Raw genomic sequence first — 14,768 nt, forward strand, 5'->3', positions numbered from 1 at the left:
ACGATCACCCGCAACATGGCCTAGCTCCTGTAGTGCACCCGGAACCCGAGCGTGCGCCGGAAGGCGTTCTGCCCTTCGACGTACTCGCTGGAGTCCACGTCCTCCCGGACGATCTGGACCTGTTGCCCGAGGAGCGTCTTCCTGCCGCTCAGGGCCGCCACCACGGCGTCCCCAAGGGTGATCACGTCCAGGGCCTTCGGCGAGTGGCACACCACCGCCAGGCGTGCCTCTGGCAGGTTGTCCGCCTCGCCGGTCAGCACGTTGCCGTCCGACCCCGAGAGAGGCACCATCACCAGGTGCGGTGCGTCTTCTCCCTGAAGGTTGCGGATCGGATGGATCCGATCGCCCACCATGGCGGTGATGCTCGGCGAGGCCTTCAGGCCCGCAACGAAGAGAGGGATAGCGCTCATCACAGTTTCCTCCGGACGGTAGCCTCACCAACGGCTTGCACCGGGACTTGCTTCATCGTGGGCAGGAGCTTGGCGATCTGCGTTGCATCGCTACCTGCCTGAAAATGATTGTTCTGCACGACGGTGACGCCACCTCCGCCGCCGGCCGCGTCTGCCAGGCCGCCGATCATGGCAATCTGGTCCGCCCGCTGGCGACGGGAGAGCACCTCCTCGCCGCGTTGCAGAACGGCCGCCATCTCGTCTGTACGAAGGCCAGAATGGAACCGTGGCGCACCGGCGAGGGCCGCCGCAGAGATCCGCACCGGCCGCCCTCCGGCGCCCACGGTGCCGCCCTCATGGTAGAGGAAGGCGCCCAGGTCGACGGGAGCCGCCGCTGCGCCGCCACCACCGGCGCCGAGGAGGCCCTTGACCACGCCGCCGAAGAGGCCACCGCCTCCGCCGAGGAGGCCTGCCAGCGGGGCCTGCCCAAGAGGGTCGCCTGGAGGGCGGCCTTCGCAAGCTCCTTCGCCAGGTTCTTGACCACCTCTTCCAGTCTCCGGCCTTCAACGATCGCGTCGGTGCATGGATCGGCAAAAGTGCTGTTGAAGTAGTCCGCCGCCTCGGTGGTCGCGCGCTGACGTTTCTTAAGCTTGTCCAGCGCGGCCTTGTGCTCTTCGACCCTCGTCACCAAGGTGGCGATGGCCTGCCCCTCGCGTGACGTAACGTTGATGGGCGCGTTCGCGGGCTCGGTGAGCATCTGCTTTTCCGCTCGGCGAGCGCAGATACGCCATACGCACGTCGGGCCGACGTAATCGACTACCTCAAGCGGTGCTATAATGCCGTTCGAAGGCACTCGACGATCGGCTACGTGAGCCCGGTCGAGTTCGAGAAGCAGGTGGGATTAACCTGACCGGCTTCCATAGAACCGGCAGCAGCTCAGACTTCAATTGGCACCTTCATACTCAGCCCCGCGGCGCAGCTCCCTGGAACACCTTCAGTTGCGCGTTCAAAGCGCGCTCAAACGCTGGGCGGGCAAGGCAGCGCTGGAGATAGCTACTGACAACGGGAACGCGATCCAGTTCGCCCGTGTCCTGTAGGTTGCGAAGGACTGTTGCCATCATCAGGTCGCCAGCTGTGAAGCGATGTTCGAGCCAATCGCGGCCGTCGAGCACGGCAGAGAGCGACGCGAGGCGTTTGCGCACGAGTTCTTCAAGTTGCGGCCTCCGGGCCTTGGCCCAGTCCTCGTCGGCATAGAAGGCGTGGAGCATCGCCAAGTCCTGCGCGAAGGGCTCAACCGAGTTCAGCGCAGCCAGCACCCAGGTTGTAACGCGGGCTCGTCCCGCAGGATCGGAAGGAGCCAATGCTTCCGAATGGTCTGCCAGATGCAAGACGATTGCGCCGGATTCGAAGATTTCAACTTGGTCGTCACGGTATGCTGGCACCTGACCAAAGGGTTGCCACTGCTGATATTCCGGCGATCGCTGGATTTCCTGGTCGATGAGCTCGACCTTGTAAGGCAACCCGGCCTCCTCGAGAGCCCACCTGACGCGCAGGTCACGGACATAGCCTTGGGCGAATGGCGGTACCCAGCGGAATGCGGATAGGGTGGGGGTCATCATCGCTACTCCTCCGGCCGGATCAGACGGGCCGTACCAAGGACGCGTCGTGAACTGCGACCCCGACACTGTTGAGCGAACCCGCTGCAACTGAATTGGGCCCGATGGAATTTCCTTGCACTGACAATGCGGAGGTGCAGCTTGAACCCGTTCAGCGCTCTTTGGCTTCGTCCTTGGCTTCTCACCGCTATCGGTATCGGCGCTGCTGCTGCGTTTGCGGTTCCCGGAGCTCTCACGACGCGATTGCTGTCAGGCTGGTGCATCGGCGTGATCGCCTACATCGTCACCATGACCAACATTGCGGGCCGGCAGTCCATCGACGATCTCCGCGCAAGTGCCTCACGGCTGGATGACAGTGCGCCTGTCATCAGCCTGCTGGCCGTGGCCGCCACTGTGGCCTGCTTCGGGGCCGTCGCCGCGATCGTGCTCAGTCCCTACCAGTCCGCTGAAGGATGGATCGATATGGGATTGGCGGCGATCACTCTCGTTTGTGCCTGGGCCTTCATCCAGATCGTCTTCACCATCCACTATGCCCACGTGTATTACGGCGACGACGAACCTGGTCTGTCCCGCGAAGGGCTGGAATTTGGGGGCGAGCGTGCGAGCTTGCGGGCGATCGCCACCATGTCCCGGTCGCGTTCCGCATAGTTCTTCCGGCCGCCGCACTTGCCCGTGGCGGCCTTCTTGCGGGCCCGGGCGCCGGCGAGTTTCTGCACTAGCATCGCCTTCTCGAACTGTGAGACGGCGCCGAGCACCTGGCGAATCAGCCTCGTGGTCGGGATGTCGTCTACGAAGGCCTGCGGGCTGTCGCAGGCGATCAGGTCGATGCCCTGTGACTCTAGCATGCGATGCCCGACCTCTTGAGTTATGAGATCGCGCGAGAACCGGGAGGCGGTCTCATGTCGATGCTGCGGCTCGCCGCGGCTGACACCGGCCAGATCTCGGTCCCGCTGCTGCTGGGCTCGTTGGCGCCACTCGACCCCTTCGTCGCGCAGCTCCTTGTGGCCGGGTACATCCACCCGATAACGGCCTACGAGTCAGACGCCCTCCCGCCGGAGAGGCTGGTCTACGAAATCACCCAGCGCGGGCACGAGGCGCTGGCGGCGTCGAGCGGGTAAGCGCCGTGCTCCCATCATTCCTGCTGTTTGCGATTGGAGCGTTGGTGCTCGCACTAGGCGTGCTGCTCGTCACCTGGTAACGGCGGCGTAGATCCCGACCAGCGGAATGGCGATCCGCACGCCGAAGTACATCTCCATCGTCGCTCCCGCAGGGGTGCCCGGTGGGCTTCACGACCGGGCTGCATCTCGGGGGATTGTCTAGTCGGTGGAAGCGCGTGACCGGCCGTCCGTTAGCGCCCAATCCGTCTCACATTAATATACACAGTGCATCTGTAAAATTCCGTAATGGCGCAGCACGCGTTTGGCAGCCATGCAACCTATACCTCTGCCGTACGAAGTGTTCCGGATTGCTGGATACATTTTGCAGTGTTCATTCATGAACGACAGGACGCCAGCCTGTAAGGACATTGTTCTAGGAGCGGAGAAACGTCATTGATCATCTCAGAAGGCATGAAACCGAAATTCGCTTCATTCCCGCTCATCCGCTCACTGGGCGCCGCTGCAGTCGATGATCTTGCGCGGGTATCGCATTTCCAGCGTTTTCCACCAGGAACTATTCTCTTTCGTGAGGGAGATCTTCCGAGTCTTCTCTTTATAGTGGAGGATGGACTTATTGTCGCACGTCGTCAGGCCGGAGGAGTGTCTACCACAGTCAGTGCATTGGAAGCAGGTTCGATCTTTCCGCTCGGTCCAATCATCTCGGACAGGCCATGTATCCTCACCTGTGAGGTAACTGCCTCGTCGGAAATCTACATGCTGCCTGCAGCGAACATCCGAACGCTGGCCGAGACGAACCTTGCCTTCGCCTATGCCGTTTCAGTTGAACTCGCCACCGGGTACCGCAGCCTGATCAGCGAAGCGGCCGCGCAGAAGGTACAATCTGTTGCCGAGCGCGTGGCAACTTGGATCCTGGCGAACGCTGACGAGAATGGGCGCATAGACCTGAAATTGTCGAAGAGCGAACTTGCTTCCCTGCTAGGAATAAGTCCAGAAACCCTCTCACGAAGCTTGCAATCCCTCGCCAATGAAGGCGTCGCAATATCGCGCGCGTCAATGACTGTGACAGATCGGCAGTCTCTTGCAAGGTACCTGAAGACAACTTCGGCTCGTGCAGTAGCCTAAGCCGCTCGCTTTTTCAGTGTTGGGTGAAACTCTCGTTCGATATGCCGAGTGCCTCGCAGACATGCTGAGCCCAGCGCGCGGCCTGATTGGTGTCAGCTCCGTCCAGGATGAGCGCAACGATGAAGGCGTCGAGAAGCTCGCGAAAGTGGTTCTCGTCCTCGGATCCGACGGCCGCAGCAAGCTCTCCGATTGTGATAGTCTTGTGCTCCATGTAGCAGCAATATCACACAGCCCGCGCTGCGAACTCAACCGGCGCCCGATTGCCTGCCGAGGCACCCTCCCGCAGCCGATCCTAAATCGCGAAGCGAAACGCCGCGCTTGAGGCAATCGGAGCGGCTCCGAAGGTTGCTGCACCCCAACTCGTGACCGAGGCACCCCGGCAGGTGATGGCGCCCGTGCCCAAGCCGTCAAAAGCCCTGTCGAAGGTGTTAATCTACATGCCCGCGAAGATCGCCCGAAAGTTCAAGGAGATCGCCTTTACCGAGGACCGGAAGGCGAATGATGTCTACCTCAACGCCCTGGACCTCTACCTGAAGCAGCAGGGGCATGGCGGTACCAAGGGCGTGAAAGAGCGCTAGCACAACAGCATGCCAGGATGCTGTTAAAGTAGTGCGGCAGCGCAGGAAGTGACCGATGGCTAAGCTGACCAGAAAGGAAGCCGCTGATCTGCGGCTGTCAAACATGCGGGCGTTGGTTGTCGAAGACGAGCCGACTATCTCGCTCGAGCTGAGCGCCATCCTTGAGGGTCTTGGTGTGCACGTCATGGAGACGGACACGGTCGCCGAAGCGGTCGAACTTCTCCGCGACGAAACATTCGATCTCATTGTCGCCGATTTCAGGCTTGCAGACGGAAACAGTGACCTCCTGCTCGAAAGCGTGAGGGCGCTCTACCCCGATCTGCCGATGCTGATTGTCACTGGACTCTCGCCGAGCGACCAAACGGTTGATCTCAGCGGAAAGGTGCTCTGGCTAAGTAAGCCGTTCTCGCTCGAAGCGGTCCGGGATGCGGTGACGTATCTGCTTAACCGGACCTAATGCAGCCCTCTATGCATATCGTCACTTGAGACGCCGATAGATCTGCAAATCTCGGAGCAGGTGTCCCTTATGATGGATTCCGGCATTTGCTCTGATACCATTTCATCGACCACCTGAGCCATGAACTGGGCAACCTCGATGCGGTCCATTGACCGTAGGGTCCGAAGCAGCTTGGCCAAATCCCGCTTGTCACGTTCAACCCGCATGACGAGCCCTCCTGCACCGATGGAACGCTCCAAAGGTTAACGCGTCGTTCACCAATGCCCTGGTGTGCCCCCGTTCCCGTTCATCGCCGCCGTCCCCAGCCGTCCGGCTTCATCCTCCCGTGCCAGCCGAAGCTCGTCGCAATGCCGGCGGAGGGGCCGCTCTGGCAGTGCGAGGTAAAGTACGCAGCACCCTGCGCCTTGGGGCTGGAGGGCATGTCTCAAAGCGGCTGGACCAGCCCGAATCGGTCGGAAAGGGCGCTAACTTGGCCCGAGACGAAGTGCGAGGGGTACGAGCGCGCTTGAGGAGCTGTCACATCGCGGTCCGAGGTGGATCCGCAATTCATCTGCCTCGGCGAACAGGCCAGCACGCGCCATGGTGCACCCGCCGCGCAGGTCGGTCTTGGCTTTGACCGATCAGAAACCTGCAGGACAGAGCGCGGTCGTCGTGAGCCCACCGCGCGAACCCAAAATCTTGGGAGGGGTAAGGCGACGGCAGGGTCGGGGGCGACCTGCCGCAGTCTTTGGTTCGGCCAACGGCCTGATTAACTTGGACGCAATCGTGCAACATCTATTCCTGTCGAAACGGAGGGTGCTGGTCATGAATGCGGATGCAAGTGGGTCAAGGTTGAGGCAGGGCTTTGCAAGTGTCTCTCCCGAGCGACGGCGCGAAATCGCTTCAATGGGTGGAAAGAACGTTCCCAACAGCAAGCGAAGCTTTTCCAAGAGCCCCTCGCTTGCTGCTGCCGCCGGCCAGAAGGGCGGTGCTGCGGTGAGTCCAGACAACCGCACCTTTTCCCGATTTCCGGAACTTGCGCGAGAGGCGGGGCGAAAGGGCGGCCTGGCTGGAAAGGGCAAGTCGCGTTCGAGCGACTGATTGCCGGCCAAGCTCACTCCTGCAGCGGCACGGTCCCGAGCACAGCACCTGTTTCGTCGAGGACGTCAATGTCACCGACGAGGAAGGCTCCTCCTTGTGTTTGGTTGTTGCTGCTCAGAATTTTTGCCTCTTCCCGCGCACTTTCGATGGCGGACATGAGGTCAGGAAACTCGGACCCATCTGGATCCACCACGACCCGATCTGCATATCGAATGGTCAGGAAGTAACGCGGCATCTGTAATCTCCTACGCGACACTCCTGAATGCGCCGCAAGCCGCAATAGATCCAGTTCTTTCGCCCTTCGAAGACAGAATACCTCTGTTCCGGCGCTCAGCTCTGTCGCGATGACCACACCATCAGACATTCAGAAAGCTCGGTTGCTCCTCGGCTGGTCCGTGTCGGATCTGGCGCTCTACGCCCGCGTTTCAGCGGACTGGGTTAAAGCGGGCGAGGCAGGAACGTCTAGGTGGTCAGCAAATGCGAAACACCGTCTTTTGGTAGCGCTGGAACAAGGCGGGATTGCTTTCACGCTGCGGGGACCAGAACTCGTTGGTGAAAGGTCGGCCAAGGCTACCGTCGTACGCCCGCGGATCGGACGCCCGCGCCGATCCGAATGAGCTATGTGCCACTATAGCGATGAGGCGGCTACAGGATCGGGTAAGCTCGCGCGTCCGATCCGCGAGTGTCAGGCCAGCCAGTAGACCAGCACCGCAGAAATGACGGCGAGCGTAAGCCCATAAAAGAGGACATACCGGACGCCGTGTCCCGTAACACCCTGCCGGGCCTCAGTCGTGCTCAGGATCTCTTGAGGAGGGTCTTGGTCAGACCCTGGATACGGGCTCATGATCCCGCCTCATCGGGCCGCTTCCACTTCGGCCGATGAAGCCAAACCCTATGGTGGGCGCCAAGACAATCCAGAGAAAAATCAGGAACCCGAACCAGCTCTCGCTCATGGCTGTTCCTCCATCGGACCAGGGGCTTGTCCGTCAACGGCTGTGATCGAGATTGTTTCCCTCGTGCCATCCAAATGGGCCGCCCGAGCGTAGCAGGGATCAGACTGCCTGCGCAGGGGGCTTCCATGGACGGGTTCCTGGACCACGAGAAACAGAGACTGCGTGTCGTGTCTGCTGCAAGCCGGCGTTTTCCGACACCCTGGCGCGTCCGCGAGCTGTGCGAGGCCTTCGTTGTCGAGGATGCCAACGGGACGCCGATCGCCTACACCTACTTCGACACGAACCGAATGCCGTCAGCCTCCACTTCGGACAAGCTCACGCAAGACGAGGCGCGTCAGGTCGCCGCCAACATCGCGAACCTGCCGGAGCTTGGCGGGAAAGGGAAAGCAGGCTGACTGCTTGCGCCAGATAAAGGTCGCTAGCGCTCAATCGTGTAGCCTGCTGGGGCCGGTCAGGCTGATCGCGGTCCCCATTAGCGTCTGACAGCCACTACCTGGCACATCGCGCGGTCATGTGGGCCCACCGCGCACCATAGTCCGTGATGCGACTGATGCCCGAACAGGCACCTGCGAAGCACAAGCCAACACCGTCCCTCCTCGGGGTGCGCGGGTCTGACTGCGCTGAGCAACGCGCCCGAGACCTGGCTGGCGCTGTGACACCCAGACCCGGCGCCGAAAACCCCCTGATCGTTGCCTGCGAGGCGCTGGCCACCATCAGCATGCTCTCGGCCAAGGCGTGGGGCTCTGACAAGGAGCGGGACGACGCGCTGCGTCGCATAAACGAGATTGCGCTCGGGGCGTGGACGCAGATGCGGGGGCGGTGATCAGTTCGGAACGGAGAACAACTATTGGAGGCCTGGATGGGCAACCTCACTCAATGCCTGCTACGCCAGAGTTCGTCAGGATCAATGCCCAGGTCGTGGCAGACGACTCGAACGGCCGCCCACACATCGTCGATCGATATTCCCTCGTCGAGCAGTTCGGCAGCGTAGTCGGCCAGCGCGCGTACAAGCCGTTCACGACTGACCTTGCCGGCCATCCGCTCTAGCTTGTCGTGTTGAGGTTTTTCGCCGGTCATGGGCGGCCATGGGTCGCGACGCACTGTTGGGATCAAGCCATGGCTGAAGCGCAGCGGCAAGGGGCGCGTGCCGTCGCAGGCTCATCGCTGATGCGGTGGGGAAGCTACCAAAGCAAAAGGAGCAGGGCATGCGTGTCAGGGGCAGCGAAACTTGCTGCCTGAACGAGAAAGCCCCCGCCGGTGTCCACGATCCGGCAGGGCTTAAATGTGCTGGAGCGGGGTGCTCACTCGACCAAGCAGTCTACCCGGGGGACCGGGTCGTGTTCCTTACACCATCCCCGCTAACGTGGAGGTAGACCTCCACAAAACTCAGTTCGCGGTGTTCACCGCGTTGGAGACCTTGTTGAAGGTCGCGGCGAGGTTGCTCTTGAGCGAGCTGAGGGCACCAATCAGGCCGACAGCGATGATGGCGGCGATCAGGCCGTACTCGATCGCGGTGGCGCCGGACTCGTCGTTGTAGAACTTGCGAAGCAGGGTCATGGGAAGCTCCTTGTGCAATATCGCCCTGCCTTTCTCGTCCCTAAACGTGAATGAGTGACTTATTCAATTGTAGACCTGCCGTTCGATTCCTTTGATGGTTTCTAGACATTCAATAAAATGCTCCACGAACTTTCTTCGCCAAAGGGCCGAGAAATACTCAGTGTGGAAAGACCAGCCTGCCCATATACGGGGGTGTGAAGTGGAGTAGCTCCTGCTCACCTGAAAGAGGGCCCTGCCGGAGTAATCCGGCGGGGCCTTTGTTTTTGCTGTTGCGCTGATCAAGGTGGTGAGGCGTCTGTCATAGGGTGACACCGCCCGCCCGCGGGCCGGACCGGTGGGGTGCTGGGTTTGGTTACGCCACGAAATTCAGGACCAGGTCCACGTCGAGGTCGGCGGCGGCTTCGCGCACCATCTGCTCAATCCTTGCCGCGGGGAGCTTCGTCGTCTTCGCGACACGGATGGCAACCGTGAAAACTTCGCGTTCTGAGCCCGCGGATGCCTGCGCTACCGCCGGGTCCGTGATGACGCCTTCCTGCACCAGCGGAACCAGGCGTCGGCGAATCATTTCTACGGTCGCCACTGTCGCCTCCTTGGCTGGCATGCAGGCGCACATTGTCGGAGAGACGTCCTACGCTCCCCGCGCTCGATAGCGGGTTGCAACGCCCCCTGCCGGGCGCGGCATTGAGTGATACCACGGGAGACGCGCCCGCTATTGGTTCAACTCGATCCCTAATCGCGCACGTATTCGCTCGAAGGTCTCGCCTGCGACATCGCGCGGCAGTCCATTGATGATCATTTCGGCAAGAACGAGTTGCAGCGAATGCAGGAAAGGAACGGCGCCCATCTCCTCAGCAACTTCGGCAAGCTGCTCGTAATCAAACGCGCTATCCGGCATGCAGTCTCCTGAGGCTTTAGCGGCCTCAAGACGTTTCTTTCTCGGCTCGCGGCAGTAAACATGCAACTGCCATTCCGCGTTGCATCGCTCGGCTCTGCTTTGATGAGATTTTCTGAACCGTGCCGCCCCTGTAAGCCAACGGCCATGGCACAGGGTCGATCAGGGACACTAAGTTCCGATTAGCATCGCAAGTCGGAATGCTGCCACAAGCACTCTCTCGTGATCACGGACGATGACCGTCCAGTCGCGCCATCCGCGCCCGATTGTTCCGCCAGTGCTGCAGCCCTCTTGCCGTGATCGAGTGCCATCCCGATGAGGGATTTTGAGTTGGACGCGTACATGCCAACCAGGTCGACGCTCACTTCGCCATCACGGAGCAAGTCGAAGAAATACCGGTTCGACATGAGATGCCCGGAACAGGAGATCCCTGCCAGGGGAGGTTCATCCGGCGGGGAAGTTGAGGGTAGTTCGCCGCGCTGAGCGGCCAGACCAGTCTAGCATGAGCTAGACGGAGCGGCCTGCAATCGCGCGCAACGCCAGCCGCAGCTTTTCCAGGGCGTCGACTTCCTCGAAAAAATCAACACCATTGCGCTCGGAGCGTGGGCTCTGATCCGAGGCAGGTGAGCGTTTGCGTCTACTTCGCGCTGGGCTGCTCCCACAGCGTCATCGGAAGCTGGAGCCCTCCTTGGCAGTCGGCGAACACATGGTCGTCCTTGGTGAGGCGGCCTGTGTAGACGCAGTCCAGGGCGCCTGCCTTCATCGACACACTGGCGCGGCCTACAGCGCTGATGCGCATGGTCATGACACCAATGTCGTCCGGGACGCCGTTGGCGCTACACAGACCCGTGTGCCGCGTCCGCGCCGTTCCGGACCATTCCCGGGATCCATACCACGTCTGCGCTGTCTCGCTCAGGGTCGCCTCCAACGTCCATTCCCCGGCGAAGCCGTACTGGCCAATGATGTCCTTGGCCTGGGCCGCTGTTGGGAGCAAGGCCAGACACAACACGCTCTGGATGCAACACCTCGTCATCGCCAGCATGTCGCCGTCGTGCTCCTGGCAGAAGCGCTTAGGCATTTAAGCGCTCGAGAGCGCGGCAGATCAATCCTGCTCAGAGTTCCGGTGGAAGCGGCGTTCTTGCAAGGCCGGCCCTGTCAGATGCACGGGTGGGCAGAATGGCTTCCACTCGCATTAAAGAAGGCCCTGCTGGAGAGATCTGGCGGGGCTTTTGTCTATTACGGGCTGCTTAAAGAAACCCCGCCAGGGAGGTTCTCTCGGCGGGCAAGTCCGGTCTAAGAAGCGGGGTGAGCCCGATCATCGCTTGAAGTGCAGCAGCACGACCACGGCGTCGGCACTCTGCGCGTTAGTGCTTTGCAGGCTTTTGACTGACCAACTCCGCTGCCGCAACCGCGCGCTCATAGGCAATGCGGATGCACTCGTCCGGCGCTTGGGCTTCAATCACGCGGATCAGCAGGTCGATCGCACAGGACAGGGCCTCGCGCTCGTAGCACGCGGTGGCAATCTGCCGGAGCATGGTGACTTCCCGGTCTGACACCCTGCCCCCGCTGGTCGTACCGCGAGCGCGACTGTGCGCTTCCGGTCGTGCAGGATCAACATTGTTCTTCACGGAAGCGTGAGGTGAAGTCCGGCGCTGTAACTCTTCGGCGAGTGGTGCGGAGCGACGACCTCAATCGAAATCGCTTACGCCTTCGCAACCAGAGAGGGAGCAAGGATCTGCTGCGAGGAGCGACCGATGCATTCCCCCGATGCAGACGAACGCCGGCGGGTATCACGCCTGACGGCCTTACAGGCACTCAACCGAGCGCACCCGATCGACTTCGCTGACGTGATCGCGTTGGGCAAGGTCGCGCTCCGGATGCCGATTGTGGCGGTCTCCCTGCTGGACAGCGACTACCTGCATGTGATCGCCGTCGAGGGCGCGGACCTTACCTGCGTCCCTCGTGAACAGACATTCTGCACCTACGCCATCCGATCTGATGCAGTGATGGTGGTCAACGACACCCACCTTGACGAGCGCTTCGTAGCTCATCCCTACGTCGTCGAAGCGCCGCACCTGCGCTTCTATGCCGGCGCCCCGATCATCTACGAGGCCGGAATTCGGCTTGGCACGGTGTGCGTGGCCGACGCTCGACCCCGCCAGGTGAGCCCCGGCGGATTGCTCATCTTGGAGCATCTCGCCGCGCTGGCCGTTGAGCGATTTCGCGGACTTGCCGGCGACAGCGCTCAGGAGTTCGCCAACATCTCCACGCAGGCTTTGAATAGATCGGCTCTGAATCCCGATACCGCGCCTCGCGTTGTCCGGTGGGGCTGAAAGCGAACCGGCCCCGCTCAATTGATTCAAGGTCGATCATTCTGCTGGTGGGCGTTGCTATCGTGGTCCTCGCCTTGATCCTGCTCGCTGCCGCGCTGGTCTAGACCCAGGCGTCAAGGTTCGCCGCATCCACGTGCGAGGGAAGTATATTCTTCCGTGCTTGATTGTGATATTCATATTATTTATCAATTAGTGAGGCGCGGAGGTATCCCTCCATGGAAAATCCTCAATTGGGACTTCAGCCTCGAAGTTTTGAAACCGGTATTTACCATCCACGCGATCAGTTCGACGCTTGGCGTTCCTATCTATCTGAAACCATCGAAATCTCACCTGATGGAAAACCTCTGGTTGGTTTCTTGGCCACAGCGGAGGATTGGATCTTCGACGACGTTCGGATTTCTCGCTATTTCCTGTCCCAAGCTCCTGCTCGCCGATGGCGCCATCGGCCCGGAGTGCACAGCGATGACTGGTGCCTGGTGCTAGACTGGGGCAGAGAAGCAGCCCCCATCGTGGCATTCCGTTCTTTGTCGCTTCCATTCGACGGCAGAAGTTGCGACTCCCATGTGATCGCCCTCAGATTTCCCCGTTCGAGCGATGACCGCCTGAACGCGATGTTGGACGCAGCGCACGGAAGAAGCCTTATTGGCCCCGTTGCAGAGCTGCTGGCGTCGTTCGTGGGCAGCTTTGTCAAAACTCTTCCGGACATGAGAAAGGAACAGGTGGATCGACTCGCGGTCCCGCTGCGATCGATCGTCATGGGTTGCGTCGCGCCTCAGCTGAGTGCTCAGGACGCCGGCGCTGACGATCTTTTCTCGTCCATTTTCCTTAGCCGAGCCCGCCATGTCGTCCGCCAGAACCTGGCATTCCCGGAGTTTGGGCCAGCGCAACTATCTCGCCTACTCGCGGTGTCGCGATCGAAGCTCTATCGCAGCATGGAGGCTGCCGGTGGTGTGGCGGCGTTTATTCAACGAGAGCGCCTTGAGCAGGCGCGCCGGTACCTTAGCAATCCGCATGAAACTCGGTCGGTCCAAGTAATCGCCACGGAAGTCGGTTTCCCGGACCACTCGACCTTCAGTCGTTCCTTCCGCCGGGAATTGGGGCAGCCGCCGAGAGAATACCGCGAGACCGCGTTGAGCAACCAGGTGACTCCCTGGCGAACTGGCTCGGCAGGATAACCAGCCCTGCCGACGGTAACTCCTGTCTGAACAACGATAGAGAGTATAGCTACGGTCGACGGGTTGGGCCGCCTAGGTGTCGCTCACCCAAACTGTGACGATCTGCAAACCCTCTCTTGGCAGTATGGTTGGAGAGGTGACCCCCGATGAACCTTTCCACCAATGACAATGACCCGCTTGCGCCAGTGGTGGCGAAGCTTGAAGAAATCGCGGCTCTCTACGAACAGGTCGAAAAGCTGACAAAAGCTGTCGAGCTACACGGTCGCGCGACCATGGCGGCATGTCAGGCAGCTCTGCTTTCCGACGAGACCGCAAAGGGATGTCAGCCGGAGCAGGTGTCATGAACCTACGCGGCCCGCTCCTCGTCGTCGACGATTACAAGGTCATGCGCGAGATCATTTCCAGCTTCGCGAGGAAGCTGAACTTTGATCCGACCGTTGAGGCGGCCAGCGGCGACGAAGCGCTGACCAGAATGCGCGGCGCCTACTTCGGCCTGATTGTCTGCGACGCAAACATGAAGCCCATGGGCGGGGTTGAACTTGTTCCGGTTATGCGTCGCGACCCCTCGCTGACTTCCGTCCCCGCCGCGCCTTCGAATGCGGCGCTCCGTCGCTCCGCCAGGAACTATCACGGACTTTACAAATGCAAGCTCTGCCGCTGCCATAGCTCCGGGAGGGTATGTTGTGGCGGCAATTATGGACTGGGGATGCACGCTCTTCGGCGACGCCTCGTGCGACGATGCGACGTTCCTGGCAAAGAGCATGGTTGTGGCGGGAATCATCGCGGCGATCTGGCTGGCACTGTCGGTTGGGATCGGCTTGGTGGTATTCGTGATCAAGGGGTGAGCGCCCTACCACGACCGCAACGGATGCCCCGCTCCCCACGACCGAAACCCCCTTCGAAGAGATGGGCCGGAGCGAAAGGCGTGTCCGCGAGGAGATCCATGACGTGAGCGATGATCGCCCGCCGCCCAATCCGCAGGCCGAGCGTCTCCGGCTCTCGTCGGAGGCCTACGCGCGACTGCTCCGGTGGCTTGTTACCGAACGCTCGGTCATTCGTGCCTGGATCTACGGCTCGCGTACAACGGGCATCCGTCGCGAGCCGGTTAAAGTTGGGCTGCCTGACATAGACATTGTCGTCTCGATCGCAGCCGAACCCGTCGATGAGATCACGGAGCGGTTCCGCCTTCGCGATACCATCGCTCTGATCGGCACCGAAACCGAGCGCTTCCATCTGGGGTTCGACCAGGAGGGGTCGCAGGTGCGGGCGTGGCGCACGGGTGGGGTCATGATTTTCCAGAGATAGCGACCATGCTCCTGATCGTCGGCACCTTTCGGCTCCCGCCCGCCCGACTGCTGCCGGCACGCGCGGCGATGGCGCGGATGATTGAGGCCAGCCGGGCCGAGGATGGCTGCAATGAGTACGTCTATGCGGAGGACGTGCTGGAGCCTGGCCTCGTGCACGTGAAGGAGCTCTGGCGTGATCAGGCTGCCCTCGA

26 protein-coding genes and 1 pseudogene are annotated in these 14,768 nt (G+C 61.1%); 14 read left to right on the forward strand and 13 right to left on the reverse strand.

Annotated elements, in window-relative coordinates:
• Positions 1-20 precede the first annotated feature (20 nt).
• The 4 genes from gp17 to AC5JCN_RS25345 form a co-directional block, all read right to left on the reverse strand.
• On the reverse strand, positions 21-410 hold the full coding sequence (gene gp17 / locus AC5JCN_RS25330) for a tail completion protein gp17 (protein WP_495757917.1): 390 nt from the start codon (positions 408-410) through the stop codon (positions 21-23).
• Entirely contained in the window at positions 410-580 is a 171-nt protein-coding gene (locus tag AC5JCN_RS25335; RefSeq protein WP_495757918.1) for a hypothetical protein, read from the reverse strand. The genes gp17 and AC5JCN_RS25335 overlap by 1 nt, the downstream gene beginning before the upstream one ends.
• Complete coding sequence (locus AC5JCN_RS25340) at positions 577-1,146, reverse strand: hypothetical protein (protein ID WP_495757919.1); 570 nt, start codon at positions 1,144-1,146, stop codon at positions 577-579. Before AC5JCN_RS25340 ends, AC5JCN_RS25335 begins: the two co-directional genes overlap by 4 nt.
• Positions 1,147-1,351: 205 nt before the next feature.
• On the reverse strand, positions 1,352-2,008 hold the full coding sequence (locus AC5JCN_RS25345; protein ID WP_495757920.1) for a glutathione S-transferase family protein: 657 nt from the start codon (positions 2,006-2,008) through the stop codon (positions 1,352-1,354).
• Between the two features lie 138 nt (positions 2,009-2,146).
• Between AC5JCN_RS25345 and AC5JCN_RS25350 the strand changes: the two genes are divergently transcribed.
• Positions 2,147-2,653 carry a DUF1345 domain-containing protein gene (locus tag AC5JCN_RS25350; protein ID WP_495757921.1) on the forward strand — a complete coding sequence of 169 codons (507 nt, stop codon included), beginning with the start codon at positions 2,147-2,149 and terminating at the stop codon, positions 2,651-2,653.
• Here AC5JCN_RS25350 and AC5JCN_RS25355 read toward each other — a convergent pair.
• Entirely contained in the window at positions 2,548-3,000 is a 453-nt protein-coding gene (locus AC5JCN_RS25355) for a recombinase family protein (protein WP_495757945.1), read from the reverse strand. The two genes, AC5JCN_RS25350 and AC5JCN_RS25355, sit on opposite strands and share 106 nt — an antisense overlap.
• On the opposite strand from AC5JCN_RS25355, the gene AC5JCN_RS25360 reads away from it, so the two are divergent.
• Both AC5JCN_RS25360 and AC5JCN_RS25365 read left to right on the forward strand, forming a co-directional pair.
• On the forward strand, positions 2,905-3,123 hold the full coding sequence (locus AC5JCN_RS25360; protein ID WP_495757946.1) for a hypothetical protein: 219 nt from the start codon (positions 2,905-2,907) through the stop codon (positions 3,121-3,123). The two genes, AC5JCN_RS25355 and AC5JCN_RS25360, sit on opposite strands and share 96 nt — an antisense overlap.
• A 432-nt stretch (positions 3,124-3,555) precedes the next feature.
• Positions 3,556-4,245, forward strand: a complete 690-nt coding sequence (locus AC5JCN_RS25365; protein ID WP_495757922.1) for a helix-turn-helix domain-containing protein — start codon at positions 3,556-3,558, stop codon at positions 4,243-4,245.
• 13 nt (positions 4,246-4,258) lie between these two features.
• Here the strand turns inward: AC5JCN_RS25365 and AC5JCN_RS25370 are convergent, their stop codons facing one another.
• The gene (locus AC5JCN_RS25370) at positions 4,259-4,456 is read right to left on the reverse strand and encodes a hypothetical protein (RefSeq protein ID WP_495757923.1); all 198 of its coding nucleotides are present in this window, start codon (positions 4,454-4,456) and stop codon (positions 4,259-4,261) included.
• A gap of 226 nt (positions 4,457-4,682) precedes the next feature.
• Between AC5JCN_RS25370 and AC5JCN_RS25375 the strand changes: the two genes are divergently transcribed.
• Together AC5JCN_RS25375 and AC5JCN_RS25380 are read left to right on the forward strand one after the other, a co-directional pair.
• Positions 4,683-4,823, forward strand: a complete 141-nt coding sequence (locus tag AC5JCN_RS25375) for a hypothetical protein (RefSeq protein WP_495757924.1) — start codon at positions 4,683-4,685, stop codon at positions 4,821-4,823.
• 55 nt (positions 4,824-4,878) lie between these two features.
• Positions 4,879-5,280: a response regulator gene (locus AC5JCN_RS25380; RefSeq protein WP_495757925.1), complete on the forward strand. Its 402-nt coding sequence runs from the start codon at positions 4,879-4,881 to the stop codon at positions 5,278-5,280.
• Between the two features lie 1,093 nt (positions 5,281-6,373).
• On the opposite strand, the gene AC5JCN_RS25385 is transcribed toward AC5JCN_RS25380, so the two are convergent.
• Positions 6,374-6,595 (reverse strand): DUF6894 family protein, encoded by a 222-nt coding sequence (locus AC5JCN_RS25385; RefSeq protein ID WP_495757926.1) that lies wholly within the window; start codon positions 6,593-6,595, stop codon positions 6,374-6,376.
• A gap of 843 nt (positions 6,596-7,438) precedes the next feature.
• Here AC5JCN_RS25385 and AC5JCN_RS25390 point away from each other — a divergent pair.
• Together AC5JCN_RS25390 and AC5JCN_RS25395 are read left to right on the forward strand one after the other, a co-directional pair.
• Positions 7,439-7,708, forward strand: coding sequence for a hypothetical protein (locus AC5JCN_RS25390; protein ID WP_495757927.1), 270 nt, complete (start codon positions 7,439-7,441; stop codon positions 7,706-7,708).
• A gap of 257 nt (positions 7,709-7,965) precedes the next feature.
• A complete protein-coding gene (locus tag AC5JCN_RS25395) occupies positions 7,966-8,136 on the forward strand; it encodes a hypothetical protein (protein ID WP_495757928.1) in 171 nt (56 codons plus the stop codon).
• 50 nt (positions 8,137-8,186) lie between these two features.
• Here the strand turns inward: AC5JCN_RS25395 and AC5JCN_RS25400 are convergent, their stop codons facing one another.
• The 6 genes from AC5JCN_RS25400 to AC5JCN_RS25425 all read right to left on the reverse strand — a co-directional run bounded on the left by AC5JCN_RS25400 (position 8,187) and on the right by AC5JCN_RS25425 (position 11,297).
• The gene (locus tag AC5JCN_RS25400) at positions 8,187-8,450 is read right to left on the reverse strand and encodes a hypothetical protein (RefSeq protein WP_495757929.1); all 264 of its coding nucleotides are present in this window, start codon (positions 8,448-8,450) and stop codon (positions 8,187-8,189) included.
• Positions 8,451-8,699: 249 nt separating this feature from the next.
• Positions 8,700-8,870: a Flp family type IVb pilin gene (locus AC5JCN_RS25405; protein ID WP_495757930.1), complete on the reverse strand. Its 171-nt coding sequence runs from the start codon at positions 8,868-8,870 to the stop codon at positions 8,700-8,702.
• A gap of 352 nt (positions 8,871-9,222) precedes the next feature.
• The gene (locus AC5JCN_RS25410; RefSeq protein ID WP_495757931.1) at positions 9,223-9,450 is read right to left on the reverse strand and encodes a hypothetical protein; all 228 of its coding nucleotides are present in this window, start codon (positions 9,448-9,450) and stop codon (positions 9,223-9,225) included.
• Positions 9,451-9,579: 129 nt separating this feature from the next.
• Positions 9,580-9,765 (reverse strand): hypothetical protein, encoded by a 186-nt coding sequence (locus AC5JCN_RS25415; RefSeq protein ID WP_495757932.1) that lies wholly within the window; start codon positions 9,763-9,765, stop codon positions 9,580-9,582.
• A 634-nt stretch (positions 9,766-10,399) separates the two neighbouring features.
• Positions 10,400-10,840: a hypothetical protein gene (locus AC5JCN_RS25420; protein ID WP_495757933.1), complete on the reverse strand. Its 441-nt coding sequence runs from the start codon at positions 10,838-10,840 to the stop codon at positions 10,400-10,402.
• Positions 10,841-11,126: 286 nt separating this feature from the next.
• The gene (locus tag AC5JCN_RS25425; protein ID WP_495757934.1) at positions 11,127-11,297 is read right to left on the reverse strand and encodes a hypothetical protein; all 171 of its coding nucleotides are present in this window, start codon (positions 11,295-11,297) and stop codon (positions 11,127-11,129) included.
• Positions 11,298-11,516: 219 nt separating this feature from the next.
• Here AC5JCN_RS25425 and AC5JCN_RS25430 point away from each other — a divergent pair, with 219 nt between their 5' ends.
• The 7 genes and pseudogenes from AC5JCN_RS25430 to AC5JCN_RS25460 all read left to right on the forward strand — a co-directional run.
• Entirely contained in the window at positions 11,517-12,095 is a 579-nt protein-coding gene (locus tag AC5JCN_RS25430; protein WP_495757935.1) for a GAF domain-containing protein, read from the forward strand.
• A 215-nt stretch (positions 12,096-12,310) separates the two neighbouring features.
• Entirely contained in the window at positions 12,311-13,270 is a 960-nt protein-coding gene (locus AC5JCN_RS25435) for a helix-turn-helix transcriptional regulator (protein ID WP_495757936.1), read from the forward strand.
• 146 nt (positions 13,271-13,416) lie between these two features.
• On the forward strand, positions 13,417-13,614 hold the full coding sequence (locus tag AC5JCN_RS25440; protein ID WP_495757937.1) for a hypothetical protein: 198 nt from the start codon (positions 13,417-13,419) through the stop codon (positions 13,612-13,614).
• Positions 13,611-13,838 (forward strand): annotated as a pseudogene (locus tag AC5JCN_RS25445) (response regulator); the annotation flags it as partial. The gene AC5JCN_RS25440 and the pseudogene AC5JCN_RS25445, both read left to right, overlap by 4 nt.
• Positions 13,839-13,953: 115 nt before the next feature.
• Positions 13,954-14,115 carry a hypothetical protein gene (locus tag AC5JCN_RS25450; RefSeq protein ID WP_495757947.1) on the forward strand — a complete coding sequence of 54 codons (162 nt, stop codon included), beginning with the start codon at positions 13,954-13,956 and terminating at the stop codon, positions 14,113-14,115.
• 103 nt (positions 14,116-14,218) lie between these two features.
• The gene (locus AC5JCN_RS25455; RefSeq protein WP_495757938.1) at positions 14,219-14,575 is read left to right on the forward strand and encodes a hypothetical protein; all 357 of its coding nucleotides are present in this window, start codon (positions 14,219-14,221) and stop codon (positions 14,573-14,575) included.
• A 5-nt stretch (positions 14,576-14,580) separates the two neighbouring features.
• Positions 14,581-14,768: putative quinol monooxygenase (locus AC5JCN_RS25460; RefSeq protein WP_495757939.1), on the forward strand; the 188-nt coding region annotated here is incomplete at its 3' end.

This window comes from Alsobacter sp. (genome assembly GCF_059501845.1).